Raw genomic sequence first — 25,305 nt, forward strand, 5'->3', positions numbered from 1 at the left:
ATGAATTTCAGTATCGATATCTGCCAGGTTGTGGAGCTGCCGAAGATCTCCGATCCCCGCGGCAACCTCACCTTCATTGAAAGCCAGCGGCATATCCCGTTCGGTATCGAACGCGTCTACTACCTCTACGACGTTCCTCAGGGTTCCGAGCGGGGCGGACACGCCCATCGCGCGCTGCATCAGCTGCTGATCGCGGTGACCGGATCCTTCGATGTCCATCTAGAGGACGGTCGGCAGAAGAAGACGGTCCATCTGAACCGCAGCTTCCAGGGGTTGTATGTGTGCCCAATGATCTGGCGCGAGATCGACAACTTTTCGTCGGGTGCAGTGTGCATGGTGCTGGCTTCCGCGTACTACGACGAATCCGATTACTACCGGGACTACCCGGAATTCTGCAAGGTTGCGAACCCATGACCCGAGCGATCCCCTTTCTCGACCTCAAGAGGCTGCATTCCGAGGTCCGCGAGGAGCTGGACGACGCTTACCGCCGTGTTATCGACTCCGGCTGTTTCGTCATGGGGCCTGAACTGCAAGCGTTCGAGGGCGAGTTCGCACGCTATTGCGGTGTGGAGCATTGCATCGGCGTTGGTAACGGGTTGGATGCGCTGAAGCTCTTGCTACAGGCATATTGCATCGGGTCGGGCGACGAAGTGATCGTTCCCTCCAACACCTTCATCGCTACCTGGCTGGCGGTTACGCAGTGCGGCGCGACAGTGGTTCCCGTCGAGCCCGACATGGCGACGCACAACATTGACGTTGCTGTCATTGAGGCGGCCATTACATCCCGTACTAAAGCAATCATTCCAGTGCATCTGTATGGCCAGCCGGCGGAAATGGACTCGATCATGGCAATCGCCGCCGCGCACAGTCTCGTGGTGATCGAGGATGCCGCGCAGGCGCAAGGTGCTCGCTACAAGGGTCGTCGTGCAGGCGGGCTGGGACACGCGGCCGCCACGAGCTTCTATCCTGGCAAAAACCTGGGCGCGATGGGGGACGGGGGCGCTGTACTGACAAGCGACTCGTCCATCGCCGAAAAGGTTTCCCAGCTTCGCAACTATGGGTCGAAGCGCAAGTATGTGCATGACATCCAGGGAGGCAACTCCCGGCTGGACGAGTTGCAGGCTGCCTTCCTGCGCGTGAAGCTCTCCGCGCTCGACCGCTGGAACGCCCGGCGGCAGGAGATCGCCGACTGGTACGCGGACTACCTCGCAAACAGCGCCTTGCAGCAACCCCGGATTGAGGCGGGCTGCGAATCCGCGTGGCATCTCTATGTCGTGCGCGCCGAGCGGCGCGACGATCTACAGCGATTCCTGTCTGAGCGGGGCATCTCCACGGTGATCCATTATCCAATCCCGCCGCATCGTCAGGCCTGCTATGCGGGCATGGTCGGCACGTCGCTACCGCGTGCCGAACGCTTGGCCCATGATGTTCTCAGTCTACCCATGTGTCCCACCATGGGCCGCGAGGACGTCGCCATCGTGGCGGATGCCATTGTTGCGTTCGGCGCTTGAGTCCGGAGCGCAACCCATGATTTTGGAAACGCTTCGGTCAGTGTGGCGCGTCGGCTACGCCGCATTCCGGCAGCGCGGTACGGCTTCGCAAGAGGCCGGTGGCGCGCTGCCGGGAGAAATCCGGCCGGGTGTAGATGCCAAGGCGACAGCCCTGGCCTCAGGCCGCGCGGACCGCACGCCCTTCGCTCCCCATGCGCAGCATGAGGCCATCCGCGTCGTCTTCCTAGCGCAGCATGCGTCGTCATGGGCGGGCTGGCGGTCCATATGGCAGTCTGCCCAGCGCCATCCGCAGGTGGTGGCCAAGGTGGTCTTGGCGCCTTTCGTCCACCACCTTACTTCCGAGGCGGCGACCTACGATGCGCTCAGGCAAGCAATGCTTGAGGAGGGCATTCCATTCCACCCCCTCGCATACTTCGACCTCGCGGCGTTCGCGCCTCATGTGGTACTGGTTCAGAACCCTTACGACGAAACCCGGCCGGAAGGCGTGCGCATGCCGGCGCTCGCCGCGATGGGGGCGCGGGTCGTATATGTTCCATACGGGTTGGAAATGGGCGGCGGTGCATGGAACTGCAAGGCACAGTTCGACACCGACGTGCAGCGGGGTGCGTGGCGGGTCTATTCCCGTTCCGAGCGCCACCGCCAGATGTTCGGCAAGCACTGTGCGTCGGGCAACGGCCACGTCGTCGTCACGGGGCACCCCAAATTCGACGGAGAGGACGCGCCGGAGCCCTCGTCTGCGGCACGCGGCTGGCTGGAGGAGGCCGCGGGCCGGAAGATAGTGCTGTGGACGCCCCATTTTTCCGTGGCAGGCGCGCCCGCCTGGTCGACCTACAACGCGTATGGGAACTTCATTCTCGATGCGTTCGAGCGTCAGCCGGATCTATTTCTGCTGGTGCGTCCTCATCCCATGCTGTTTTCCGCCATCCGGCAGGCGTCCCCCGATGGCCCGTCCCGTGAAAGCGCGTTCCGGGAGCGCATGGCGGCGATGCCCAACGGGGCATTGGACGAACTGCCCTCCCATACCGACGCTTTTGGCGTATCGCACGCGCTCATGGCCGACGTGGGGTCCTTCCTGCTGGAATACTTGCCACAGGACAAGCCGATGCTGTATCTTGAACTGCAAGGTGGCATCGGGATGAACGAGGACGGAGAGCTGGTAGAAGCGCTGCACGTCGCCCGCTCCGGGCAGGACATAGCTGCGTTCCTCGACATGGTGGCTTTGGGAAACGATCTCCGTGCCGCCCAGCGGCAGCTGGCGACGCGTCAGTTCCTCTACCGGCTGGACAAGAAGGCTGGGGAACGCATATGCCAAGACATCGTCGAGGGGGTGTATCGCGCCGACCCGGCCGCAAACCTCGCGAAACGGTGGCCGCCCGAGTTGGACCAGCAGTCTCTGCGCTACTGGCGGGCCGCGCAGACGACCTTTCTTGCTCCGGACCATTACTATGAAACTAAAGAGCGATCTCTTGTCCGGACGCTGGAAGCGCTGGGCCCCGTCGGCACGGCCATCGATGTGGGCTGCGGCACTGGCCGCTACACGCGCGTGCTGGCGCGATTTGCCGACGACGTGCAGGGGTACGACGTATCGGCGGGCCTCGTGGCCCAGGCGCGGGAAGCGGCGGTAGCCGAGGGGACGGGCAACGTTCGCTTCGACTGCGTTGCGATCGAGGACCTGCGCCCCGTGGAAACTTTCGATCTCGTGGCATGCCTGGGTGTGACCAGCTGTGTGATAGACGACCTTGCGTTTCTCGCTGCCGCAGACAAGCTGATGCAGCTGGTCAAGCCTGGCGGCCACGTCTTGCTGGTGGACACGCTGGCGAGGGGCGGCGGGCGTGTTGCTTCCGACGTCACAGGTTACGTGGCCCACTACCGCACGATAGCAGACTATCAGAAGGTCTTCGAGCGCAGGGGGCTGCGCCTGTTGAATTCGACTGAACTCGTGGTTTCGGAAGACGGCACGCTCATCAACATGCTGTGGCTTTTCCAGGCGACTCTCCGGACAGGCCACGCAACCTCGGATAATCGGTCGTAATGATGTCTAGGCAATTTTCAACAGCCCACGATCCTAAGCCGCTCATCGACCCGGCGTCAGTGCAGGATTTTTTCGAAGAGCGCGCTCGTAAGGCGGGAGCGCTCGGGCCCGTGCGCGCCGTCATCTACCAAGACAAGAACCCCACGCTGGCGCAGCAGCGCGACTTGGCGGAGAAGGCGCTGCTGCTTCCGCTCATCGGCGTCCGGCGCCATGACGTCGTGCTCGATGCGGGCTGCGGTTCTGGACGGTGGGCAGAGGTGCTGATACCGGCCTGTGGGCGGTATTTCGGTGTTGACGCCAGCCGCGGGTTGGTCGATATCGCGCGGCAGCGGTTCGGTCAGTGCCACAACGCCCGGTTCGACGTTGCCTCCGTCGATAGGCTGTCGGACAGCATTGTCCTGGCGGCAGAGCGTTTCACGCGCCTCATTTCCTTCGGCGTCTACATCTACCTGAATGACGCAGACGTCGAATCCGCGCTGCAGCAGCTGTGCTCAGTGGCCGCCCCCGAAGCGAAGGTGGTGCTGCGCGAGCCCGTGGCGACTGGCGACCGCCTGACGCTGACCGATTTCTATTCTGAAGACATGGACCAAGCCTACAGCGCTGTTTATCGCCCCGAGTCGGAGCTGATGGAAATGTTCGAGCGTACCCTTGGGGCGGCCGGTTTCCGGCTGCACGGGCGCGGCGACGTGTTCGAGGCGGGACTCAATAACCGCGCCGAAACCCGGCAACGTTGGTTTGTCTGGAGCCGAGTTCGCTGATGACACGGGCTTTCTGCTTCGATCTCGACGGCACCATCACTACCACCGAGATCCTCCCATGCGTGGCTTCCGAGCTGGGCGTTTCCGACGAGATCGCCACGTTGACCCGCGCCACGATGGATGGCCTCATAGACTTCGAGTCGTCCTTCCGCCTACGTTGCGTGGTGCTTGGGCAGGTGCCGCCGGAAAGGGTGGACGCCATCGTTGCGCATGTTCCGCTGAACGAGGCGATCCTGTCGTTCATCCAGGCCCACCGGGAGAATGCGTTCATCGTGACAGGCAATCTGGACATCTGGATACGCACCATCGCAGAGCGCTGCGGGTGCGAAGCATTCTCTTCCCATGCTACCTACGAAGGGTCCCAGTTGCGCCTGCAGAAGGTGCTGTTTAAGGCCGACGCGGTGGCCGCGCTGCGCCAGCGCGGGTTCGACGAGATCGTCGCCATCGGCGACGGAGCGAACGACGTGCCCATGCTCTCCTCGGCCGACATTGCCATCGCCTATGGCGGCGTGCACCCGCCTGCGGCGTCCGCTAGGGCGGCAGCTCAGTACATCATTCATGAAGGAGAGGCTCTATGCAGGTTGTTGAAAGCGCTGTGATCGCTGCGGCCGGCATGGGAACCCGGCTGGGCCTGGGCATGCCCAAGGCCATGATCGAGGTGGGCGGCAAGACGATTCTCGCCCGGCTGGTGGACAGTCTGCGCCGACACGTGAAAGTGATCCACGTCGTCGTCGGCTACCGCGAAGAGATGATCGTGGACTATTGCCACAAGTATTTCCCGGACGTGGTTCTTGTCAGGAACCCTGATTTTCGCACCACGAACACAGCGCATAGCTTGTACTTGGGCGCCCGGCATTTACGGGGCAAGATCATCTACTTGGATGGTGATCTCATACTGGAGCCATTGAGCCTGGAACAGTTTCTCGCCGCAGCTGCCGATGTGCCGCTGTTGGTCGGCGTCACAGAGGCGAAGAGCGAGAATGCCGTGTTCGCTGAGGTCGGTGATTCCGTTGAATCCCCGGTCGTGGCAAGGTTTTCCCGCGAAGTGCGCTCGCGGTTCGAGTGGGCAAATGTCTTCTGCGGTGACAGGGATATCATGCGCGATGCACCGGGCTACGTATTCGAACGCTTGGCTCAGCATCTCCCACTCCATGGCTGTATGCTGCGTTTGGCGGAGGTGGATACTTCAGCTGACCTCCTTGCCGCAACACAGTTCCTTGCTGAACTGCAATCGGCCGCGGCGCCAGCAGCCGTGGCAGTGCTGGATAGAAGGTTTTGACTGGCTAGTTTGCCCGTGGCGGGGGAGTTGTGTGGTCCTGCCCTGTTGGGTTTGGCTTGAACGCTAGGAGCTCTTAGCGACCTCCGGTGCAGCGCTCGCGCGCCGTCCATGCGCAATGCTGAGAAGTGAAGAGGCTGCCATGTACCGTAAGGCATTGGCCCAAGACCTGAAAATCTTCGACTGGTCTTTCTTTGGGGTGTGCATCGTTAGTGCCACTTCCGAGATGCTCTTGCCTTCGCGTCTCATCAGTACCAGCGTGCCGATGTCCTGGTAGTCCAGCAGTGTGGCTTCCGCCGAAGCTGCCACTTGCATGGCTGCTCGGTTGTAGAGGCGAAATCCTGATACAAAATCGCGAAAAGTCAGACCTGTTATCCAACGTAACCACTGCCACGCCGCGCGGCGGGGGAGACTATTTTGGTCTGCAAAAAAAGCCACGACCATGTCGCTCCCGCTGCCTGCAGCCAGTAACGTAGGGAGCTCCTCCACTTCATACCGGCCCTCCGCATCGATGGTGACCACCGATGCATAGCCCTGGGCTAACGCGTGGCGTATCCCAGTCTGCAGGCTCCCCCAAGGTGTCATGGCCAGCAGGGGACGCAGTACGCGAACACCCTGTTGTTCAGCTAGGTGGCAGGTAGCGTCAGTGCTGCGATTGTCCACTACCAAAACGGGGGCATTGACGAGGGCACGCACGCGCTGCAGCAGGTGGGTAATGTCAGCCGCGTTGTTGTGGGTAGAGATCACCACCATTACCCCTTGGTCAGCTGCGATGTTTGCGCTGCCCGGGGCCAAGCCGCGGTAATGGCGGGCAGTGGCGCGTTCGCATGGTCCTATGCTGAAATGCTTGTGCAGAGCCTTATGGCCCGCCTGTCCCAAGCGGTGGCGCAGTGCAGGGGTGTGCTGAAGGCGGGCAATGGTGGTGCGCCAAGCATCGATGTCTTCAAAGGGTACATGCAGGCCGCAATGGGCTTGCGAAACCACCCAGGGCATCCCTGACCCGGGCAAGTCCGTCACCAGGCAGGGGCGAGCGTGTTGCATGGCCTCCAGCAGCACAATGCCAAAGGCTTCGGTGCGCTCACGTGATGCCAGACAGAACAGGTCACATTGGGCTAGCAGGGCATGTTTTTGGGCGTCATTCACGGCGCCGAGTAGGCGCACAGCAGGGGGCTTTCCGAGTGGTGTGGTGCTCTGTATCAGCGCTTCCAACGTGTCGCGCAGCTCACCTTCTCCTGCAATGAGGAGTTCAACCTCGGGCATGGTAGAGACGGCCTGGATCAGTGTCTCAAAGCCCTTGTAGTAAGTAAGCCTGCCGATCGACAGCAGCCGAAGCTGCGTGTCTGTTCGCCATTGCACGGCGTCTGCTTGCGGGGTGATTGGCGGAGAGTGGCGCAGGTTGATCCCGAGCGGCACCACTTCGCATTTACTGTGCCAGCGGCGCAGCGCAGCACTGGCCTGCAGATACGGGGGGGACGTGACAAAAACTTGCTGCGCGCGCTCGAGAAGTGCTTGTTCAAAAGGGCGGTAGAGCATGTAAGCCAGCGCTACAGACCACTTAATGTTGGACACCACGACATCCGAATGCCAGTGCACTACCCAGGGAACCTTGCGAGCGCTTGGCAGCGTCAATGCCCACAGCACCGAATTGTTCGGCATGTGCAAATGCAGTACGTCCGGTTTGATGTGGTCTATGGCGCGCCCCAGGGATTTTCTGAAACCCAGCGCTATGGGCGCATAGACCAGGTTGAACTGCACTGGCACACGCTGCACCCAATCGGGGTCACCAGGAAGCGGGTCGCCATGTACCAGCGCGTGTGCGTCGATGCCTTGGCGTCTTTGCTCGGTGATTAAATCGGCCAAAAATACTTCCATGCCCCCCAGGTAAGGCGGGAAGAATTTTCCAATGTGCAGAACGCGCAGTGCCATGGAGTCGGTTGTCTGGCTGTTGCCCTATTTTTTATTCGTCGCAGCCAGCTGCGCTCGCACCTGCGGATATTGCGGATTGCGGGGGTCAAGTGCAATTGCGCGGTCTAAGTCCTTCAGGCTATCTTCAAGCCGTTTAGCCGCGTTGTGCGCCATTGCGCGGCCGTAATACGCTGCTGCGGCATTCGGTGTACTTGCAATGATCTGGTCAAACTGTGCAATCGCCGCTTGGGTGTCGCCTTTGCCTACAAGCGCCATCCCCAGCCCCAGCAGTAGGCGCCTGTTTTGCGGGCTTGCCGTGAGCAATGTCTCGAAGTCACCTATGGCGGTGTCGTACTGGCTAGCACCTATGGCCGCCTCAGCTCTTCGTAGGCGCACGGTTTCACGCATGCGAGCACCGTCTGTGCTCAAATCTTCGTGTACCGTATTGGACAGGCCTTGTGTGAAGCTGTCAAAAGCCATAGCAAACTGTCCCAGCGCAAAAGCGGATTCCCCGCGATGGTAGTAGAGAGCTTGATCTTTGAACCCCTGCTTTTCAGCTTCCGCAAACGCTGCCAGTGCTTCTGCATGCTTCTTTTGCTGTTGAAGTGCTACCCCCAGGTTGAAGCGGGCTGAGCCGTGTAGTGCGCCCAGTGCCTCTGCAGTGGCAAAATTCCGCTGCGCCTCAGTCAGGGAGCCCCGATCAAGGTGGTAGGCGCCCAGATTCAAAAAGGGCTGCCAGCGGCCTACCGCATTTGCAGATGCCTTGAGATCAATTTTTTCAGATGCGTCGTTCCAGGCGGTATGCTCATCCCGCAACGATTGCACGCGCTCAAAAGCCAGCACACTGAAAGCCAGGGACAACGTGCAACCGATAATGTAAAGAGTTTTCGGCTGGAAGCCTGTCAGCACAACAGACACCAGCACGGGCACCGCCACTGCCCACAGGTAACTGCGATACAGCACGAACGGGTCTTGCACCCACACTGTGGCAAATTCTGTTGCATACAGCAGCAGCGGAAACATCAGCGCCACCCCTGCCAGGCTGAGCGCACCGCGCCGTCGCAACACCGCCCACAGGGCTGCTACCCACAGCCCGACGTAGCCAAAGATCCCCAGGACCTGGGGGAACGCACCGAAGGACAAAGGGAATTCGGGGCGCAGGTCCACCGACATCCACATCACGTTCGGTACAAACCAAAGAAAACCGTAGGCGAAGAAAAGTGCTGCCTCGTTCAGGATGCTGAGCGGATGCATGCGCTGGGTGATTCCCGGGCTCAGGCGTTCTAGTTGCTGTGCGAAGTCGAGCGAGCGCTGATCGAAAAGCTTGCCGATGAACTCGCCATAAATGCCAAAAAGGACCGCCGCTGCAACTGCGATGACAGCAGCGGATGCGCCCGCAATGGTGGCAATAGTTTTCCAGCTCGGGCGGCGCACGTGGATGTAGAGCGGCACCGCCATTGCCGCCAACATGACGGCATGCTCTTTGGACAACACGGCCGCAACATAGCCCAACAAGGCCAAGCCGTACCAAGTCACTCCGCGCCCCGACAATCCGCGTACAAAACACCAGCAAGCCAGTACGGAAAAAAGCGTCGCCATTACGATGGAGCGCTGCACCAGGTAGCCCACTGCATACACAGCCATTGGATTGACCGCGAAAAGTGCTACGCCCACTTGTACGGCCGCTTTGCGCGACAAGCTGAAATGCGATTGCGATTGGAAATCTTCCGGGAAACGGGTGCGTTCCAGAAGGTCGCGCACCAGTGCATAGAGCGCAGCCACTGTGGCTAGGTGCAGCCCTACGTTTAACAACCGCTGCTTCCACCACCCTGGGCCGACAAGTGAGTCCACCCAGATGAAACTGCCATAAGACAGCATGCGCTGCTTGAGCGTGAGCAGGCTGCCGTAGTTATCAAAAATTGCACCGTCTGTCAGGCGCAGATCATCGAAAAGTAGCTCATGGTTCCATCCGGGAAGATAGATGGCGAGGACTGCCGCCACAACGAATGCGCCAAAGAGAACGGGTAGGGTAAGCAGTTTGGCCATGGTCGATACAGGCGAGTGGACAAGAGCGATGGCAAGTAGTCTGCGCAGGCTAGAGCAGGAGTCTAAGCGAAAGAATTTTCACTCGGCTTGCTCAATGCGAGCTCCGGCATCCCAGAAATTTGCTTCTGTTTGGGGTCGTATCAATCCCTTGAAGGGTTGCCCCGCGCGGGCTCCAGGCCGCGTAGAACCAGATGACAGATGAGTTCTTCGGCCTTTTTATAGTCATTTTCGGTCAGCGCGGGCTTGCCCAGCAGCAACGCAAACTGGGCCTCCTGCTCGGCATAGGCCTGCGTCACCGACCAGATGATGAACATCAGGTGCGTGAAGTTGACCTTGGCAATGCGGCCCTCGCGTGCCCAGCGCTCAAAGGTGCGCACTTCCGTCCTGAGCAGCGGGCCCACGCGCTCGGTAATGGCTTTGCCGTAGCGTGGTGCACCCGCAATCACCTCTTTGGTGAACACCTTGGCCCCCTGGGGGCGCACGCGTGAATACTGCAGCTTGGCCCGGATGTAACGGCGTAGCGCCTGCTGCGGGTCGTCACTGTGCGACAGGTCTTCCATGCCGGCCAGCCACTGTGTGAGCACATCGTCCAGCACACGCTGGTACAGCGCTTCCTTGCTGGGAAAGTAGTACAGCAGGTTGTGGCGGCTGATGCCGATGGCTGCTGCAATGTTCTCCAGCGACGCCCCTTCAAAGCCAAACTGCGCAAAGTGGTTCTCGGCCTCGGCCAGGATGCCTTGCTCTTTCAGCAGGCGTGACGCGGTTGGCGCGCGGGGCGTGGTGTCTTCAAGTACATCAACCGCAGTAGCTGCACCCGCCACGGGGGGTGTGGTCTGGGTGCGCTGCGTTCTGGGGCGGCGGGGGGTGGGGGTGTCAGCCTTGGATTGGCGGGCGTCGGTCATTGCACCATTGTGGAACAAGCGGCGCGCCAAATGCTGGCAATTCGCTTGCGCAGGGGTGGTCAAAGGCCGTCTGTGGCGGTTTTCGGTGCATTTTTGCTGGCACGGGGTTTGCTCTAGGGATTTTACCAATTGGTAAATTTTTACGGGTTGGTAAATTGACCCACATCGCAGGGCACCGCAGCAACCATAGCCGCGGGCACCTGCACCCACCAGCGAGGCCCACGATGAAACCTCCGAAGTTTGCTGGCACCAGCACTCCCGCTGGCGTCGCATTGACTGGCGCCATTTTCTGTCGCGCCAGCGCTCCACGGCATGCGCTCGTATGTCCTGTGCACGCCCAGACACCCACCCTGACCCCCTCGGAGGAAACCTGATGGACACACCCGCAAGCCGTGCCTGCGGCATTCATGCCGCACGCCTGAACCTGGCCGACTACGCCGCCAACTTCAGCGACGCCCATCCGCCACTCACCCGTCCCCAGGCCCTCATCGAGGCCGAGCGCTGCTACTACTGCTATGACGCACCCTGCGCCACGGCATGTCCGACCGGGATCGACATCCCATCGTTCATCCACCGCATTGCGCAAGACAACAACCGCGGGGCGGCGCGCGCCATCCTGGAGGCCAACCCGCTGGGCGGCATGTGCGCCCGCGTGTGCCCCACCGAGGTGCTGTGCGAGGAGGCCTGTGTGCGTAACACCAATGAAGACAAGCCGGTGGAGATCGGATCGCTGCAGCGCTATGCCACCGATGCCTTCTTTGCCAAACCGGGCGCGCCCTTGTTCCAGCGCGCTGCCGCCACCGGCAAGCGCGTGGCCGTGGTGGGCGCGGGTCCCGCGGGTCTGGCCTGCGCGCATGGGTTGGCAGTGCGTGGTCACGACGTGGTGCTGTTCGAGGCCAGGCCCAAACTGGGTGGCCTCAACGAATACGGCCTGGCCAGCTACAAGACCACCGACAACTTTGCGCAGAAGGAGGTGGAGTGGCTGCTTTCCATTGGCGGTATTGAGGTGCGCACGGCGCAGCAACTGGGCCGCGACATCACGCTCGATGGGTTGCTGCAAGGGTATGACGCCGTTTTCCTGGGGCTCGGTCTGCAAGGGGTGAATGCACTGGGCGTGGCCGAGCCCACCGCCACTGGCCTGCGCAATGCAGTGGATTTCATCGCCGAGCTGCGCCAGGCTGCCGACCTTTCCACCCTGCCTGTGGGCCGCCGCGTGGTGGTGATTGGCGGCGGCATGACAGCGGTGGACGCTGCGGTGCAGTCGCGCAAGCTGGGCGCCGAAGACGTGACCATCGTCTACCGCCGCGGCGCGGATGCGATGTCTGCATCGGCGGTGGAGCAGCAATGGGCACAGACCAACGGCGTGAAGATCCGCCACTGGGCCGCACCCAAAGAGGTGCTGAGCGAAGGTGGTGCGGTGATCGGCGTGCGTTTTGCCGCCACCGTGCTGAGCGCTGGCAAGCTGGTGGAAACCGGCGAAACCTTCACGCTTGACGCTGACATGGTGCTCAAGGCCATTGGCCAGACCTTTGTTGCCGAACCTGTTGGCAAGGCCATCGCGCTGGAAGGTGGGCGCATCGTCACCGACGCCGAAGGCTGCACCAGCCTGGCCCGCGTCTGGGCCGGGGGCGACTGCCGCGTGGGCGGCCGCGACCTCACGGTGGAAGCGGTGGAGCACGGCAAGGTCGCTGCTGTCTCCATCCACGCCGCGCTCATGGCACCTGCCGCCCAGGCTGCCTGACACGCCCACCAGTCACACCGCACAACACACGGGAGCATCCCATGGCAGACATTCGCAGCAATTTTCTGGGCATCCAAAGCCCCAATCCCTTCTGGTTGGCCTCTGCGCCACCCACCGACAAAGAGATCAACGTCACCCGCGCCTTCGAGGCGGGCTGGGGCGGCGTGGTGTGGAAGACGCTGGGCGAAGACCCGGCCGTGGTCAACGTCAACGGCCCGCGCTACTCCACGCTCATGTCGCAAGACCGCCGCGTGATTGGCCTGAACAACATCGAGCTGATCACCGACCGGCCCCTGCACACCAACCTCGAAGAGATCAAACGCGTCAAACGCGCCTGGCCCGACCGGGCGATGATCGTGTCGCTGATGGTTCCCTGCGAGGAGCAAAGCTGGAAGAACATCTTGCCGCTGGTTGAAGACACTGGCGCCGATGGCATTGAGCTGAACTTCGGCTGTCCGCATGGCATGAGTGAACGTGGCATGGGCGCCGCCGTGGGCCAGGTGCCCGAATACATCCAGATGGTCACAGCCTGGTGCAAGCACTACAGCAAGCTGCCCGTGATCGTGAAGCTCACACCCAACATCACTGATGTGCGCCAGCCTGCGCGCGCCGCCAAGGCGGGTGGTGCCGATGCGGTGTCGCTGATCAACACCATCAACTCGGTGATGGGCGTGGACCTGGACCGCATGGTGATGAGCCCGAGCACCGATGGATGGGGCTCGCACGGAGGCTATTGCGGCCCGGCCGTCAAGCCCATTGCGCTGAACATGGTGGCGGAGATCGCTCGCGACACGCAGACCGCTGGCCTGCCCATCAGCGGCATCGGCGGCATCACCACCTGGCGCGACGCGGCCGAATACATTGCGCTGGGCTGTGGCACCGTGCAGGTGTGCACTGCGGCCATGGTGTATGGCTTCAAGATCGTTCAGGACATGTGCGACGGGCTGTCCAACTTCATGGACGAGCATGGCTACGCCACCATCGACGACTTCAAGGGCCAGGCTGTGCCCACGGTCAAGGACTGGAAGAACCTCAATCTCAATCACATCGAAAAAGCCGTCATCAACCAGGATGCCTGCATCCAGTGCGGCCGCTGCCATGTGGTGTGCGAAGACACCTCGCACCAGGCCATCACCAACATGGTGAACGGCGCGCGGCGCTTTGAAGTGAAGGAGGAGGAATGTGTGGGCTGCAACCTGTGCGTGTCCATCTGCCCCGTGCCCGAATGCATCACCATGCGCGCCCTCCGACCCGGCGAAGTGGATGCACGCACGGGCAAAACGGTCACTGGCGAATACGCCAACTGGACCACCCACCCCAACAACCCGCAACGCGTGTCTGCCGCAGCGTGAAGCGAGCTTCAGCGCACCAAATAGAGCCATGAAAACGGACTTCAGCCCCGCTGATCTGGTGCACATTCGCAACGCGTGCTGCACTGCATCTGGTGCAGTTCTTGCGTGATCTATAGCATCGCTCGCTTCCCTTTTGCCCGCTATCTGCCAGCGTGAGGGCGCTGAACCAGACGGCGGGTTGTGTGCAACCCCAACGAAGTCTTTAACAGGAGTACAGGTATGACAAAAAGTACCGGCAGTGCCGCCCACGTGGCGGGGCAAATGCCCGGCGGTGGAATGAGCCCGCTCGCGAATGAAGATTTGCTCCCCACCACGCAAGCGCAGCGCCACTGGGCCTGGAAGGACTATGCGGCGCTGTGGGTGGGTATGGTGGTGTGCGTGCCCACGTACACCATGGCCAGCTCCATGCTCGATCAGGGGTTCACCTGGCAGATGGCCGTGTGGCTGGTGTTTTTGGCCAACTGCATCGTGTTGGTGCCCATGCTGCTCATTGGCCGTGTGGGCCCCAAGTACGGCATCCCGTTTCCGGTGCTGGCGCGTGCGTCGTTCGGCGTCAAGGGCGCCAACCTGCCTGCCGTGCTGCGCGGCCTGGTGGCCTGCGGCTGGTTCTCCATCAACTGCTACTTTGGCGCGCTGGCGCTGCATGGGTTCCTGAACATCCTGGGCATGGGCCTGGCAGGACCGGCTGAGGGCGAGACCATCAGCAGCTCGCAGTTCATGTGTTTCCTCGCCTTCTGGGCGGTGCACATCTACTTCATCTGGAAGGGGCCTGAATCCATCCGCAAGCTCGAGGTGATTGCAGCGCCGCTGATGATCATTGCGTCCATCGTTCTGGTCGTGGTGTTGCTTAGCAAGGTGCCCGCCAGCCAGTTGTTCAACCTGCCCGCCAAGGTGGTCGAAGGGGGCCCCAAGACCTGGGCGGCGCTCACCGGTCTGGTGGGGTTCTGGGCTACGCTGGCCCTCAACATCCCCGACTTCACGCGCTTTGCCCGGTCGCAAAAGGACCAGGTCATCGGTCAGGCCATTGGCCTGCCGATTCCGATGGCGCTGTTCTCCATGGTGGGCGTGATCGGGTTCTCGGCATCCGCCATCCTGTACGGCAAGGCGCAACTGTTCCCTGACGGCTTGCTCACCCAAATGGGCAGCGTTGCAGCGGGCGTGGGCCTGCTGGTCATCCTGCTGGCCAACCTGACCACCAACGTCGCCGCCAACCTGGTGTCGCCTTCGTATGACTTCAGCCAGGTGGCGCCATCCAAGATCAGCTTTCGCACTGGCGGTTTGATTGCAGCCTTCATCGGCCTGCTGTTCATGCCCTGGAAGCTGCTAGCCACGTCGGGCGGTTACCTGTTCACCTGGCTGGGCGGCTACGGCACGCTGCTGGGCGCCATTGCGGGCATTTTGCTGGTGGACTACTACCTGGTGCGCAAGACAGAACTGAAGGTAGACGACCTGTACCGCCGCGGTGGTGACTACGAATACAGCAACGGCTGGAACGTGCAGGCCCTCATCGCGTTTGCGCTGGGCGTGCTGCCTTGCTTGCCAGGCTATCTGGCCGTGTCAGGCGTGGTGGACAAGGCCTCGGTGCCCGGACTGCTGCTGGCGCTGTTTGACTTTGGCTGGTTCTTCAGTCTGGCAGTCGCCGGCACCTACTACTACCTGACCGCCAAGAAGAAGTGACCCGGTGGCTCTGCCCGTGGCCACAGGCCGGGGCAGAGCCTTTTTTGATTTGTACCCTCTGAAGGAGACCCCCATGACCCAAGCCCTTGTGATCCGCGGTGGAACCGTGGTCAACGCCGACCGCGAACAAGCAGCCGATGTGCTGTGTGTGGACGGCCGCATCGTGGCGGTGGGTTGGGGCGCAGCGACACTGGCGCCTGCGGGGGCCGAGGTGCTGGATGCCAGCGGCCAGTACGTGCTGCCCGGTGGTATTGACCCGCACACCCACATGCAGCTGCCGTTCATGGGCACCACGACCATGGATGACTTCTACACCGGCACGGCAGCTGCGCTGGCCGGTGGCACCACGAGCATCATCGACTTCGTGATCCCCGATCCGCAAGAACCCATCCTTGATGCTTATCGCAAGTGGCGCGGCTGGGCGGAGAAGTCGGCCGCCGACTATTCGTTTCACGTCGCCATCACCTGGTGGAGCGAGCAGGTGCGCGCCGACATGGGCACCCTGGTGCAGGACGAAGGCGTGAACAGCTTCAAGCACTTCATGGCCTATAAGAACGCCATCATGTGCGACGACGAAACCCTGGTGAACAGCTTCAAGCGCGCGCTGGAGCTGGGCGCCATGCCCACGGTGCACGCCGAGAACGGCGAGCTGGTGTACCTGCTGCAGCAAGAGGTCGCCAAGATGGGCATCACTGGCCCTGAAGGCCACCCGCTCTCGCGCCCCCCCATGGTCGAGGCCGAGGCCGCGAACCGCGCCATCGCCATAGCCGACGTGCTGGGTGTGCCCATCTACGTGGTGCATGTGAGCTGCATGGAATCGGCAGACGCCATTGCCCGCGCCCGTGCACGCGGCCAGCGTGTGTATGGCGAGGTGCTCGCCGGGCACTTGTTGATTGACGACAGCGTGTACCGCGACCCGGACTTTGCGAAAGCGGCTGCGCACGTGATGAGCCCGCCCTTCCGGCCCAAGGGCCACCAAGAGGCCCTGTGGCGCGGCCTGCAATCCGGCCAGCTGCACACCACGGCCACCGATCACTGCACCTTCTGCGCTGCGCAGAAGGCCGCAGGCAAAGACAACTTCGCCAAGATCCCCAACGGCACCGGCGGTGTGGAAGAACGCATGGCCGCCATCTGGGACGGCGGTGTGAACACCGGGCGCCTCACGCCCTCCGAGTTCGTGGCGATCACCTCGGCCAACGCGGCCAAGCTGTTCAACATCTACCCGCGAAAGGGATTCATTGGCGAAGGTGCCGACGCCGACCTGGTGCTGTGGGACCCCCAGGGCACCAAGACCTTTTCGGTCAAAACCCAGTTCAGCAAAGGCGACTTCAACATCTTTGAAGGCCGCACGGTGCGCGGCATCCCCAGCCACACCATCAGCCAGGGCCGCGTGGTGTTTGCCAACGGCGACCTGCGGGCCGAGCAGGGCACGGGCCGCTACATCAAGCGCCCCGCGTTTGGCGCCAACTTCCAGGCCGTGCAAAAGCGCGCCCACGATCTGGCCCCCACTGCGGTCGCTCGCTGAAGAACGAACGCCATCACGGAGAACACCATGGACACCCAAGTGAAGACCGACATCGAGAACCTGCGCATCAACGGTGACCGCCTGTGGGCATCGCTCATGGAGCTGGCCCAGATCGGCGCCACCCCCAAAGGCGGCGTATGCCGCCTCACCCTCACCGACCTGGACAAACAAGGCCGTGACCTCGTCACCCGCTGGGCGCGCGAAGCCGGCATGACGGTGACCATCGACAAGATCGGCAACGGCTTCATGCGCCGCGCAGGCCGCAACAACAGTTTGCCGCCCATCATGACCGGCAGCCACATCGACACCCAGCCCACCGGCGGCAAGTTCGACGGCAACTACGGCGTGCTGGCGGGCATCGAGGTGGTGCGCACCCTCAACGACCACGGCATCGAAACCGAGGCCCCCATCGAAGTCGCCTTCTGGACCAACGAAGAAGGCAGCCGTTTTGTGCCCGTGATGATGGGCTCCGGCGTGTTCGCCAAAGCCTTCACTTTGGAACACGCCTACGCCGCCACCGACACCGAGGGCAAAACGGTGAAGGGCGAGCTGGAGCGTATCGGCTACATCGGAGACCAGGAGCCTGGCGACCACCCCATTGGCGCCTACTTCGAAACCCACATCGAACAAGGCCCGGTGCTGGAAGACAACGACAAGACCATCGGCGTGGTCAGCGGTGTGCTGGGCATCCGCTGGTTCGACTGCACCGTCACTGGCATGGAAGCCCACGCAGGCCCCACGCCCATGGCCCTGCGCAAGGACGCCCTGCTGGCCGCCACGCGCATCATGCAAGACGTGGTGGCCGCTGCCCACCGCCACCCGCCGCACGGGCGCGGCACCGTGGGCATGGTGCAGGTGTTCCCCAACAGCCGCAACGTGATTCCGGGCCGGGTCAAGTTCAGCATCGACCTGCGCAACAGCACGGACGAACTGGTGGACGCCATGGCCGCCGAGGTCAAGGCCTTTGCCGACCAGGTGGCCCAAGAACACGGCGTGCAGGTGCACATCGAGATGGTGTCCAGCTACCCCGCGCAACTGTTCCAGCCCGAATGTGTGGAGGCCGTGGGCCGCGCAGCCGCCAAGCTGGGCTACAGTCACATGCCTGCCGTCTCCGGCGCGGGACACGATGCCGTGTATATGGCCAAGCTCGCGCCCAGCGGCATGATCTTCATCCCCTGCAAGGACGGCATCAGCCACAACGAGATCGAGGACGCCAAGCCCGAGCACATCGAGGCGGGGTGCAACGTGCTGCTGCATGCCATGCTGGAGCGGGCTGGAGGCTGAATCTCAGATGACTATAAAAATGATAGCTATTTGCGCTTGATGGATAAGCGATAGAGCCATTTTTGATGTTTTTTCGGCTTGCGGCACTCGCAGGTCCCGCTAGGGTTTGAGGTGGGCCATCCCGGGCTTGGCTCGGCATGAAGGGGTCAGAAGGCCTGCAGCTTTGGGGGGGGGGTGACCTGGGTGACTGGCGGGAGTCGGCCCTGCGCGAGGTGGCGTCACCGGCCCGGCTTGATCGGGGCACCACTGCACGGGCTGTCGCCGACGTGTCCAAAAAATGCGTGGAAAAAATGAAGACCTGTGCGACCATGTAAGAGCCTGTAACGGTCCTTGGTCTCTTGCTCTGCGCGTTTTCCACATGTTTTTTCCCGTTGTCCTGATCACCTCGCGAGGTGCTTGTCGTGGTGGCCGCCCGCCGTGTGGGCCTGCATGAAGGTGACCGGGATGCAGCTTTACGCGCCCGCCCCCAGCCGCCACGAGCCTGATGCGGTGCAACTCGCGGAGCGGGTGGCGCGCTACGCCGCGCTGGAGTGGTTGTCGCAGCCCGTTTGGGTGTTTGACATCGACCACAAGCGGGTGCACTGGGCCAACACCGCCGCTTTGTCCGTGTGGAACGCACCCTCGCTGCAGGCGCTATGCCTGCGCGACATGGGTGCCGACATGTCGGAATCGGTGGCCCAGCGGCTCGCGCAGTACCAGAGCGACTTTGTGGCCTCCGATGCACGGTTCAACGAGCAGTGGACGCTGTACCCCGAGGGTGTTCCGGTGTCGCTCAACGTTCGCCTGAGCGGCCACCGGCTGCCCGATGGGCGCATGTGCATGCTGTGCGAGGCGGAGCCAGTCGGGGGCGTGGCACCCGAGTCTTTGCGGTCCGTCGAGGCGTTGCTTCATACGGCCGTGATGATCACGCTCTACGGGCAAGATGGCCGCCCGCTGTACCGCAACCCTGCCGCGCGCTCTGCGGTGTTTCAGCCCGACGAGCGCCTGGAGGACCGGGTGGGTGATCCAACTGCGTATGCAGCCTTATCGGCCAGCCTGGCCAACCACGGGGTGGGAACGCTGACCTTGTCGGTGCAAACGCCCACGGGCAACCGCTGGCACGAGTTGGCGGCCCGGCGATGCCGCGACGCGGTGACCGGGCAGGACGCGCTGCTCGTCAGCGAGGCCGACATCAGTGCCATCAAGCACACGGAAGAGCGTGCCAACTTCCAGGCGCTGCACGACTCTTTGACGGGCCTGCCCAACCGGACCCACTTCATGCAGCGGTTCGCCTGGGCGGTGTCCGAGGCTCGCGCGATGGGGCACGAGGTGGCACTGCTGTTCATCGACCTCGACCATTTCAAGGATGTCAACGACACCCTGGGGCATGCGGCGGGGGACCATTTGCTGGTCACCATGGCCCAGCGCCTGCGCCACGCCAAGCGCAGCGCCGACATGGTGGCGCGCTGGGGCGGTGATGAGTTTTTGGTGCTGGTGATGTCGGCGGACATCCGCAACGACCTCAGCGCCCTGCACGAACGCATTGCGGCGGCAGTGGCAACGCCCGTGCGCATTGCCGATGTGGATGTACGCGTGACGCCCAGCGTGGGCGTGGCCCTGTATCCGCGCGATGGAGAGACCATCGATATCCTGCTGCGCAACGCCGACCTGGCCATGTATGCGGCCAAGGCACAGGGGCGCGACACCATGGCGTTTTTTGACGAACACATGGCACAGACCGTGCGCAGCCGCACCGAACTGGAGGCCGAGTTGCGCCAGGCGCTGGACCGCCAGCAGTTCGAGGTGTACTACCAGCCCCGCGTGGACGCTGCCACCAACACCATCATGGCGGTGGAGGCCCTGGTGCGCTGGAACCACCCGCGCCTGGGGTTGGTGTCGCCCGACTACTTCATACCCCTGTGCGAAACCACGGGGCTGATTCGGCCGCTGGGGTTGTGGGTGTTTGCGCAAGCCGCGCAGCAGCAAGTGGCCTGGGCCGCGCTGGGCTTTGACATGGTGGTGTCGGTCAACCTGTCGGCCCGCCAGTTCATGCACCCCGACTTGCTGGCAGACCTGACCCAGGCCTTCCGTCAGGCCGGCGCCGACCCGACGCGCCTGGAGGTGGAGATCACGGAGTCCATGCTCCTGGGCAACGACGCGCGCCAGCTTGAGGTGCTGCATTCCATCGCCGCGCTGGGCTTGTCCATCGCGCTGGATGACTTTGGCACCGGTTACTCGAACCTGGCCTACCTCCAGCGCTTTCCCATCCACACCCTCAAGATCGACAAGACTTTCATCCAGGGGTCGGACGCCAACCGCTCGCTGGCCGAGCTGATCGTGTCGCTGTGCAAGCTGATGAAGCTCACGGCCGTGGCCGAAGGTGTGGAAACGCAGGAACAGCTCGATTGGGTGGTGGCGCAGGGCATCCCGCAATACCAGGGCTACCTGTATGCGCGGCCCCTGCCGGTGGCGCAGTTCACGGCCATGCTGCCGAGCTGTCCGTCCGTGCCTGTCTAGGTGTCCACCCGCCGGGGGCAGGGCGCTGCATTTTGGCCACAGGGGGCGGGGCACCGGGCATGGGGCACCGGGATATGACATCGGCGTGACATCCGGGTGTATCGTCTGGTTACTTATTTCCTTCCGAGAGCACACAAGCATGAAATTGAAAACCCGAATCCTCTGGCTGTGCGCTGCCACCCTTCTGGGGCTGGTCGTGCTGTCCGCTGTGGCCCTGACCACGCTGTACCAGTCGATGATGAAGGAGCGCACTGCGCAGTTGTCCAATCTGGTGGTGCTGGCCCACGCCGCCGCTCAGAAGTCGCACGAGAAAGAAAAGAGCGGCGCCATGTCGCGCGAGGACGCCATCAAGGAAGCGACCCGCACCATCGGCAGCTTTGTGGACAAGGACAAGTATTTCTTTGTCCGCGGGTTCACGAACGACGTGAACTACGTCCACCCCAACCCCAAGCGCATCGGCATCGTCGATGAAAAAGGCGGCAAGGAGGCCGGCGTGCGCTACCGCGCTGCGCTGCAAGGCGTGACAGTGGGCAACGTGACTGCGCCCGGCACGCGCCCCGGCGCCAAGGAGCCGGTGGACAAGCTCTATGCCGTCATCAAATTCGAGCCCTGGGACTGGATCATCGGCTTTGGCGACTATGTGGATGACATCGAAAACGCCTTCTGGCGCAACACGGCCATCCTCCTGTCCATCGGCGCGGTGCTGATGCTGGTGATTGCCCTGATGGCCTGGCAAATGCTGCGCACCCTGGTGCACCAATTGGGTGGCGAGCCGCAGTACGCAGCCGATGTGGTCACGCAGATTGCGGATGGCAACCTGGCCGTGGACGTACAAACCCAGCCTGGCGACACCACCAGCATCCTGCACGCCATACGCGCCATGCGCGACAACCTGTCGCACCTGGTGACCCAGGTGCGCGACAGCACCGACTCCATTACCACGGCCTCGTCCGAGATCGCTGCGGGCAATGGCGACCTGTCAGCCCGCACCGAGTCGCAGGCCAGCGCCCTGCAGGAAACGGCGGCATCGATGGAGCAGCTCACATCCACCGTGCAGCAAAACGCCGCCAACGCCAAGCGTGCCGACGAACTAGCACGTGCCGCATCCGATATGGCCGTGCGCGGTGGCGACGTGGTGCAACAGGTGGTGGGCACCATGGGCTCCATCGACCAGTCCTCGCGCAAGATCGTGGACATCATCAGCGTCATCGACGGCATTGCGTTTCAGACCAACATCCTGGCGTTGAACGCGGCGGTGGAAGCCGCACGTGCGGGTGAGCAGGGCCGTGGTTTTGCCGTAGTGGCCAGCGAAGTGCGCAGCCTGGCGCAGCGCAGCGCAGCAGCAGCCAAGGAGATCAAGGGCCTGATCGATGATTCCGTGGCAAAGGTCGGCGTGGGCACGCAACTGGTCGAGCAGGCCGGTGCCACCATGAACGAGGTGGTCGCGGGCGTGAAAAGCGTCACCACCATGGTGGCCGAGATCAGTGCTGCCAGCGGCGAACAAAGCGCCGGCATTGCGCAGGTCAACCAGGCCATCTCGCAGATGGACCAGAGCACGCAGCAGAACGCGGCCTTGGTGGAAGAAGCCCTGGCCGCTGCGCAGTCGCTGAGCCAACAGGCGGTGATGCTGTCGCAGACAGTGGGGAAGTTCCGCGTTTCGTGAGGTGGAAGGCGGCGTTGGCCTGAACGCGGTGTGTGGGAGTAACGATTTATGGATTCGCGTGCTTGCCTTGTAGGCAGGTGTGCCAAGTCCATGGGCTGGTCATCGGTTCGGGCTAAGGCATCGGGCCAGCGCCGTGTTTCAGGCCCTCAATCGGCAGGCGCTCAAGGGGCCTCCAAGCGTTGCGCGGCAGTGGTCAGCGGTGGCTGGTGGCTAAGGTATGCCGCATCTGCGGCACTGCCATCAATGATTTAACATGCCGCGCTGCGCGATCGCCGATCGCTGCGCCCGCTGCCTTGTATGCCATCCCCTTCTTCCTCTCCTGTCGATATTGTTTACCTGTGGGTCAATGGCAATGACCTTGGCTGGCGCACGAAACGCCAGCGTGCCGCGCTACAGGCCAGCATGGCCGATCACCGAGCGATGGCGTTGTATGGCAACGTCGAGGGGCGCTTCCGTGACAACGACGAGCTGCGCTATAGCTTACGCGCGCTGGAGCGGTACTTCCCCGGGCACGGCCACGTGTATGTGGTGACCGACGGGCAGACGCCGGCGTGGCTGCGTGCGTCGAGCCTGCTCACGGTGGTGGACCACCGCGATTTGATCCCCACCCAACGGCTGCCGATTTTTGACTCGGGCAACATCGAGTCTTATATCCACCGCATTCCTGGCCTTTCGGAGCGATTCTTCTACTTCAATGACGACGTCTTCTTTGGCGCACCCGTGCAGCTCAGCGACTGGTTCTGGGAGCACGGGGTTTATGTGGCGTGGTCGGATGACCCGGCTGTGACCGGCACCGCCATGCAGCCCGATGCCACCTCGCTCGAAAATGGCAGCCGGCTGTCAAAACAATGGCTGGATCAGGATGAAATGGCGTCGCATTGGGTGGATGCCTACGTGCACACGCCACGCACTTTCGCGCATTCGCCGCGCCCGCTGTTGAAATCCCTGCTGTACCAGCTGGAGCGCGATGCAGCTGGTTTGTTTGAACGGGTGCGGTCCACCGTGTTTCGCAATTGGGCCACGCCCACCATCGTGTCCGACTTTGTACTGCGATGGGCGTTGGCCCATGGTATGGCCCGGATTCGTGATTATTCGCACCTGTATGTGACCACGGGTGACCCCGACCAGGCCGCGCAGCTGCAGGCATTGCGGGCTGCGCATGGCTCGCTCGACTTTTTCTGCATCAACGACACCACCGACGATGCCGACCTCAGCGACCCCCGACTTGCGAACGCACGCACGACACTGCAGGCCATGTTTGGGTCACCGTCACGCATGGAGCGCGACGCTGGCAGCCAGCCTACCGCTACCCGCGCCCATCTGGACCATGTATGAGGCTCAATTGCGTTCGAGCCTCGTGAAGCCGTTCGCACGGGATTTCCATTTCGTGAGCTTGCCGAAGCGGTGAATGGGCGAAGGGTTGAGGGTTGAAGAGCGTATGCTGCGCAGTGCCCCGACGGGCTCAACCCGAACGGCCTCATTTTGTTTTGTAAGCATATGGCGATGAGCCCGCCAGGCAGGCCCCCACCCCGCGCCATCGTTATGGCCTTACCGGCCCGGTGGAAGCGGTGATCGTCAGAAAGTGGTCCAGCATATGGAAGTGGTCTTCGAAGAATTCCTCTTCCAGGCTTGCCAGTTCGTCGATGGGCGTCCACTGCACCTGCATCGCGTCGTCATCGGCCAGCACGGTGGGGAAGGCCGCGTTTCCCAGATCAAAGTAATGTGCGTGGGTCAGCGTGCGCCCGCGTTGGCTGCGATCAGGGTGGTCGAAAACGGCCACAGATTGGAGCGCGGCGCGCATGGTGGCTTCGGGCAGATTGCAGTGGGTTTCTTCCACCAGCTCCCGCAGGCACGACTGCCACACGGTTTCGCGTTGTTCGATGAAACCGCCTGGCACGGCCAGTTGACCTTTGCCAGGGGCGTGGGCACGGCGGATCAGCAGCACGTGGTCCTGGCAGCGCAGCACGGCGTCTACCGTCACAAACACGGGCGGGTAGGGCGCAGCGCCCCAGGCCTCGCGGTAGCCGCGCAGCATGCGCCATTCCTGTTGCAGCGCGAGGTACGAAGGGGTCTGAGCAAACTCGGTCAATAGCGCCAGTGTGCTGGAGGGCATCTGGTTGGCCAGGGGGCTCAACGCAGACGCTACCGTGCCTGGGCTGGCCCCGAAGTAGGCGTTGCGGATTGCAGTGGCGTCAATCGGGCCCTGGCGTTCAACATGGATCAGCTCCCACCCCGGGAACGCGCTGAGGTATCCGCTGGTGGCGTCCTTGAAGTGGCCCACCAGGCCTACGCGTCCACCGGGTTTTGTCAGGCTTGCCACGCCGTGGCGCACGGCCTGGACCCATACGGCCTCGTTGTAGTAATCGCGTATGGGCAGCACCTGCACACGCGCGCTGTCGGCGGCGGGCAGTGCGCCGCGCAGCATGGCCTCGCGCTCTTGCCAGGTGAAGGGGTTCTTGGGCGAGCGTGCTTGCCAGGCCGAGCCCACCACCACGATGACCTGCTGCGCGCTGTCGAGTGCGCGCTGCAGCAGTGCCATGTGGCCGTTGTGCACGGGTTCAAAACGCCCGATGTAGATGGCGGTATCGACCATGTGTCTCCAGTCGTTGTCGGGTGATTTTTAAGTGTTTTTGGCCGCTAGCGCTTATATATAAAGCGCTAGCAGCTATCTTTTTGGTAGTAATTTTACCGTGGAGCCGTTTCACACATACCGCGCTGCAATCGGCATCTGCCGCCCGCTGCCAAAGGCCCGGGCCCGCACGCGCACGATGGGCGGGGCCTGGCGGCGCTTGTATTCGTTGCGCGCCACCATCATGCGCACGCGTTGCACCAGGGCGCGGCCCGCGTCGTCGGTTTGCAGCTGGGCGACAAAATTCTGGGCCGCCGCGTGCTCCGCGGCAGAAAGGCGGTCGCCTTCGATGAGCAGCTTGAGCACTTCGTCGAGCACGGGGTAGGGTGGCAGGCTGTCCACATCGCGCTGGCCGGGTGCCAGTTCGGCCGAGGGTTCCTTGTCGAGGATGGCCTGCGGAATCAGCGCGCGCCCGGCGTGTTCGTTGACGTGGCGCGACAGGGCAAACACCTCCGTCTTGTAGAGGTCGCCAATCAGGCCCAGGCCGCCATTGGTGTCGCCATACAGC

19 protein-coding genes are annotated in these 25,305 nt (G+C 62.6%); 14 read left to right on the forward strand and 5 right to left on the reverse strand.

Going from position 1 to position 25,305, the window contains the following annotated elements; translation table 11 throughout:
• From ACK4OE_RS14590 to ACK4OE_RS14615, 6 genes are all read left to right on the forward strand, one after another.
• A complete protein-coding gene (locus ACK4OE_RS14590) occupies nucleotides 1-414 on the forward strand; it encodes a sugar 3,4-ketoisomerase (RefSeq protein WP_409885530.1) in 414 nt (137 codons plus the stop codon).
• Nucleotides 411-1,511, forward strand: coding sequence for a DegT/DnrJ/EryC1/StrS family aminotransferase (locus ACK4OE_RS14595; protein ID WP_409885531.1), 1,101 nt, complete (start codon nucleotides 411-413; stop codon nucleotides 1,509-1,511). The genes ACK4OE_RS14590 and ACK4OE_RS14595 overlap by 4 nt, the downstream gene beginning before the upstream one ends.
• Nucleotides 1,512-1,527: 16 nt before the next feature.
• Nucleotides 1,528-3,543, forward strand: a complete 2,016-nt coding sequence (locus ACK4OE_RS14600) for a methyltransferase domain-containing protein (RefSeq protein WP_409885532.1) — start codon at nucleotides 1,528-1,530, stop codon at nucleotides 3,541-3,543.
• Nucleotides 3,544-3,653: 110 nt separating this feature from the next.
• Nucleotides 3,654-4,301 (forward strand): class I SAM-dependent methyltransferase, encoded by a 648-nt coding sequence (locus tag ACK4OE_RS14605; protein ID WP_409885533.1) that lies wholly within the window; start codon nucleotides 3,654-3,656, stop codon nucleotides 4,299-4,301.
• The gene (locus tag ACK4OE_RS14610; protein ID WP_409885534.1) at nucleotides 4,301-4,900 is read left to right on the forward strand and encodes an HAD family hydrolase; all 600 of its coding nucleotides are present in this window, start codon (nucleotides 4,301-4,303) and stop codon (nucleotides 4,898-4,900) included. The genes ACK4OE_RS14605 and ACK4OE_RS14610 overlap by 1 nt, the downstream gene beginning before the upstream one ends.
• On the forward strand, nucleotides 4,876-5,580 hold the full coding sequence (locus ACK4OE_RS14615) for an NTP transferase domain-containing protein (protein WP_409885535.1): 705 nt from the start codon (nucleotides 4,876-4,878) through the stop codon (nucleotides 5,578-5,580). Before ACK4OE_RS14610 ends, ACK4OE_RS14615 begins: the two co-directional genes overlap by 25 nt.
• A 63-nt stretch (nucleotides 5,581-5,643) precedes the next feature.
• On the opposite strand, the gene ACK4OE_RS14620 is transcribed toward ACK4OE_RS14615, so the two are convergent.
• The 3 genes from ACK4OE_RS14620 to ACK4OE_RS14630 form a co-directional block, all read right to left on the reverse strand.
• On the reverse strand, nucleotides 5,644-7,503 hold the full coding sequence (locus ACK4OE_RS14620; protein ID WP_409885536.1) for a glycosyltransferase: 1,860 nt from the start codon (nucleotides 7,501-7,503) through the stop codon (nucleotides 5,644-5,646).
• 24 nt (nucleotides 7,504-7,527) lie between these two features.
• Entirely contained in the window at nucleotides 7,528-9,528 is a 2,001-nt protein-coding gene (locus tag ACK4OE_RS14625; RefSeq protein WP_409885537.1) for a tetratricopeptide repeat protein, read from the reverse strand.
• A 140-nt stretch (nucleotides 9,529-9,668) separates the two neighbouring features.
• Entirely contained in the window at nucleotides 9,669-10,430 is a 762-nt protein-coding gene (locus tag ACK4OE_RS14630; RefSeq protein WP_409885538.1) for a TetR/AcrR family transcriptional regulator, read from the reverse strand.
• 373 nt (nucleotides 10,431-10,803) lie between these two features.
• On the opposite strand from ACK4OE_RS14630, the gene ACK4OE_RS14635 reads away from it, so the two are divergent.
• The 8 genes from ACK4OE_RS14635 to ACK4OE_RS14670 all read left to right on the forward strand — a co-directional run bounded on the left by ACK4OE_RS14635 (nucleotide 10,804) and on the right by ACK4OE_RS14670 (nucleotide 23,503).
• A complete protein-coding gene (locus tag ACK4OE_RS14635; RefSeq protein ID WP_409885539.1) occupies nucleotides 10,804-12,171 on the forward strand; it encodes an NAD(P)-dependent oxidoreductase in 1,368 nt (455 codons plus the stop codon).
• A 41-nt stretch (nucleotides 12,172-12,212) separates the two neighbouring features.
• The gene (gene preA / locus ACK4OE_RS14640) at nucleotides 12,213-13,523 is read left to right on the forward strand and encodes an NAD-dependent dihydropyrimidine dehydrogenase subunit PreA (protein WP_409885540.1); all 1,311 of its coding nucleotides are present in this window, start codon (nucleotides 12,213-12,215) and stop codon (nucleotides 13,521-13,523) included.
• Nucleotides 13,524-13,742: 219 nt separating this feature from the next.
• On the forward strand, nucleotides 13,743-15,200 hold the full coding sequence (locus ACK4OE_RS14645) for an NCS1 family nucleobase:cation symporter-1 (RefSeq protein WP_409885541.1): 1,458 nt from the start codon (nucleotides 13,743-13,745) through the stop codon (nucleotides 15,198-15,200).
• Between the two features lie 73 nt (nucleotides 15,201-15,273).
• Nucleotides 15,274-16,725, forward strand: a complete 1,452-nt coding sequence (gene hydA, locus ACK4OE_RS14650; RefSeq protein WP_409885542.1) for a dihydropyrimidinase — start codon at nucleotides 15,274-15,276, stop codon at nucleotides 16,723-16,725.
• Nucleotides 16,726-16,752: 27 nt separating this feature from the next.
• The gene (locus ACK4OE_RS14655) at nucleotides 16,753-18,009 is read left to right on the forward strand and encodes a Zn-dependent hydrolase (protein WP_409885543.1); all 1,257 of its coding nucleotides are present in this window, start codon (nucleotides 16,753-16,755) and stop codon (nucleotides 18,007-18,009) included.
• A 444-nt stretch (nucleotides 18,010-18,453) separates the two neighbouring features.
• Complete coding sequence (locus ACK4OE_RS14660; RefSeq protein WP_409885544.1) at nucleotides 18,454-20,505, forward strand: putative bifunctional diguanylate cyclase/phosphodiesterase; 2,052 nt, start codon at nucleotides 18,454-18,456, stop codon at nucleotides 20,503-20,505.
• Nucleotides 20,506-20,644: 139 nt separating this feature from the next.
• Nucleotides 20,645-22,168, forward strand: a complete 1,524-nt coding sequence (locus ACK4OE_RS14665) for a methyl-accepting chemotaxis protein (protein ID WP_409885545.1) — start codon at nucleotides 20,645-20,647, stop codon at nucleotides 22,166-22,168.
• A 297-nt stretch (nucleotides 22,169-22,465) separates the two neighbouring features.
• Entirely contained in the window at nucleotides 22,466-23,503 is a 1,038-nt protein-coding gene (locus tag ACK4OE_RS14670) for a Stealth CR1 domain-containing protein (protein WP_409885546.1), read from the forward strand.
• Nucleotides 23,504-23,708: 205 nt separating this feature from the next.
• Here the strand turns inward: ACK4OE_RS14670 and ACK4OE_RS14675 are convergent, their stop codons facing one another.
• Nucleotides 23,709-24,761 carry a bifunctional nicotinamide-nucleotide adenylyltransferase/Nudix hydroxylase gene (locus tag ACK4OE_RS14675; protein ID WP_409885547.1) on the reverse strand — a complete coding sequence of 351 codons (1,053 nt, stop codon included), beginning with the start codon at nucleotides 24,759-24,761 and terminating at the stop codon, nucleotides 23,709-23,711.
• Between the two features lie 108 nt (nucleotides 24,762-24,869).
• Nucleotides 24,870-25,305: NAD(+) synthase (gene nadE, locus ACK4OE_RS14680; RefSeq protein WP_409885548.1), on the reverse strand; the 436-nt coding region annotated here is incomplete at its 5' end.

Source organism: Acidovorax sp. (genome assembly GCF_046314175.1).
Taxonomy (GTDB): domain Bacteria; phylum Pseudomonadota; class Gammaproteobacteria; order Burkholderiales; family Burkholderiaceae_C; genus Acidovorax.

What these genes read in the sequence shown, in the direction of transcription:
- ACK4OE_RS14645 (WP_409885541.1), top strand. Translation starts at nt 13,743, where the DNA reads ATGACAAAAAGTACCGGCAGTGCCGCCCACGTGGCGGGGCAAATGCCC.
- ACK4OE_RS14595 (WP_409885531.1), top strand. Translation starts at nt 411, where the DNA reads ATGACCCGAGCGATCCCCTTTCTCGACCTCAAGAGGCTGCATTCCGAG.
- ACK4OE_RS14610 (WP_409885534.1), top strand. Translation starts at nt 4,301, where the DNA reads ATGACACGGGCTTTCTGCTTCGATCTCGACGGCACCATCACTACCACC.
- ACK4OE_RS14670 (WP_409885546.1), top strand. Translation starts at nt 22,466, where the DNA reads ATGCCATCCCCTTCTTCCTCTCCTGTCGATATTGTTTACCTGTGGGTC.
- ACK4OE_RS14590 (WP_409885530.1), top strand. Translation starts at nt 1, where the DNA reads ATGAATTTCAGTATCGATATCTGCCAGGTTGTGGAGCTGCCGAAGATC.
- ACK4OE_RS14660 (WP_409885544.1), top strand. Translation starts at nt 18,454, where the DNA reads ATGCAGCTTTACGCGCCCGCCCCCAGCCGCCACGAGCCTGATGCGGTG.
- ACK4OE_RS14635 (WP_409885539.1), top strand. Translation starts at nt 10,804, where the DNA reads ATGGACACACCCGCAAGCCGTGCCTGCGGCATTCATGCCGCACGCCTG.
- ACK4OE_RS14600 (WP_409885532.1), top strand. Translation starts at nt 1,528, where the DNA reads ATGATTTTGGAAACGCTTCGGTCAGTGTGGCGCGTCGGCTACGCCGCA.
- ACK4OE_RS14675 (WP_409885547.1), bottom strand. Translation starts at nt 24,761, where the DNA reads ATGGTCGATACCGCCATCTACATCGGGCGTTTTGAACCCGTGCACAAC.
- ACK4OE_RS14620 (WP_409885536.1), bottom strand. Translation starts at nt 7,503, where the DNA reads ATGGCACTGCGCGTTCTGCACATTGGAAAATTCTTCCCGCCTTACCTG.
- hydA (WP_409885542.1), top strand. Translation starts at nt 15,274, where the DNA reads ATGACCCAAGCCCTTGTGATCCGCGGTGGAACCGTGGTCAACGCCGAC.
- ACK4OE_RS14655 (WP_409885543.1), top strand. Translation starts at nt 16,753, where the DNA reads ATGGACACCCAAGTGAAGACCGACATCGAGAACCTGCGCATCAACGGT.
- ACK4OE_RS14615 (WP_409885535.1), top strand. Translation starts at nt 4,876, where the DNA reads ATGCAGGTTGTTGAAAGCGCTGTGATCGCTGCGGCCGGCATGGGAACC.
- ACK4OE_RS14665 (WP_409885545.1), top strand. Translation starts at nt 20,645, where the DNA reads ATGAAATTGAAAACCCGAATCCTCTGGCTGTGCGCTGCCACCCTTCTG.
- ACK4OE_RS14625 (WP_409885537.1), bottom strand. Translation starts at nt 9,528, where the DNA reads ATGGCCAAACTGCTTACCCTACCCGTTCTCTTTGGCGCATTCGTTGTG.
- preA (WP_409885540.1), top strand. Translation starts at nt 12,213, where the DNA reads ATGGCAGACATTCGCAGCAATTTTCTGGGCATCCAAAGCCCCAATCCC.
- ACK4OE_RS14630 (WP_409885538.1), bottom strand. Translation starts at nt 10,430, where the DNA reads ATGACCGACGCCCGCCAATCCAAGGCTGACACCCCCACCCCCCGCCGC.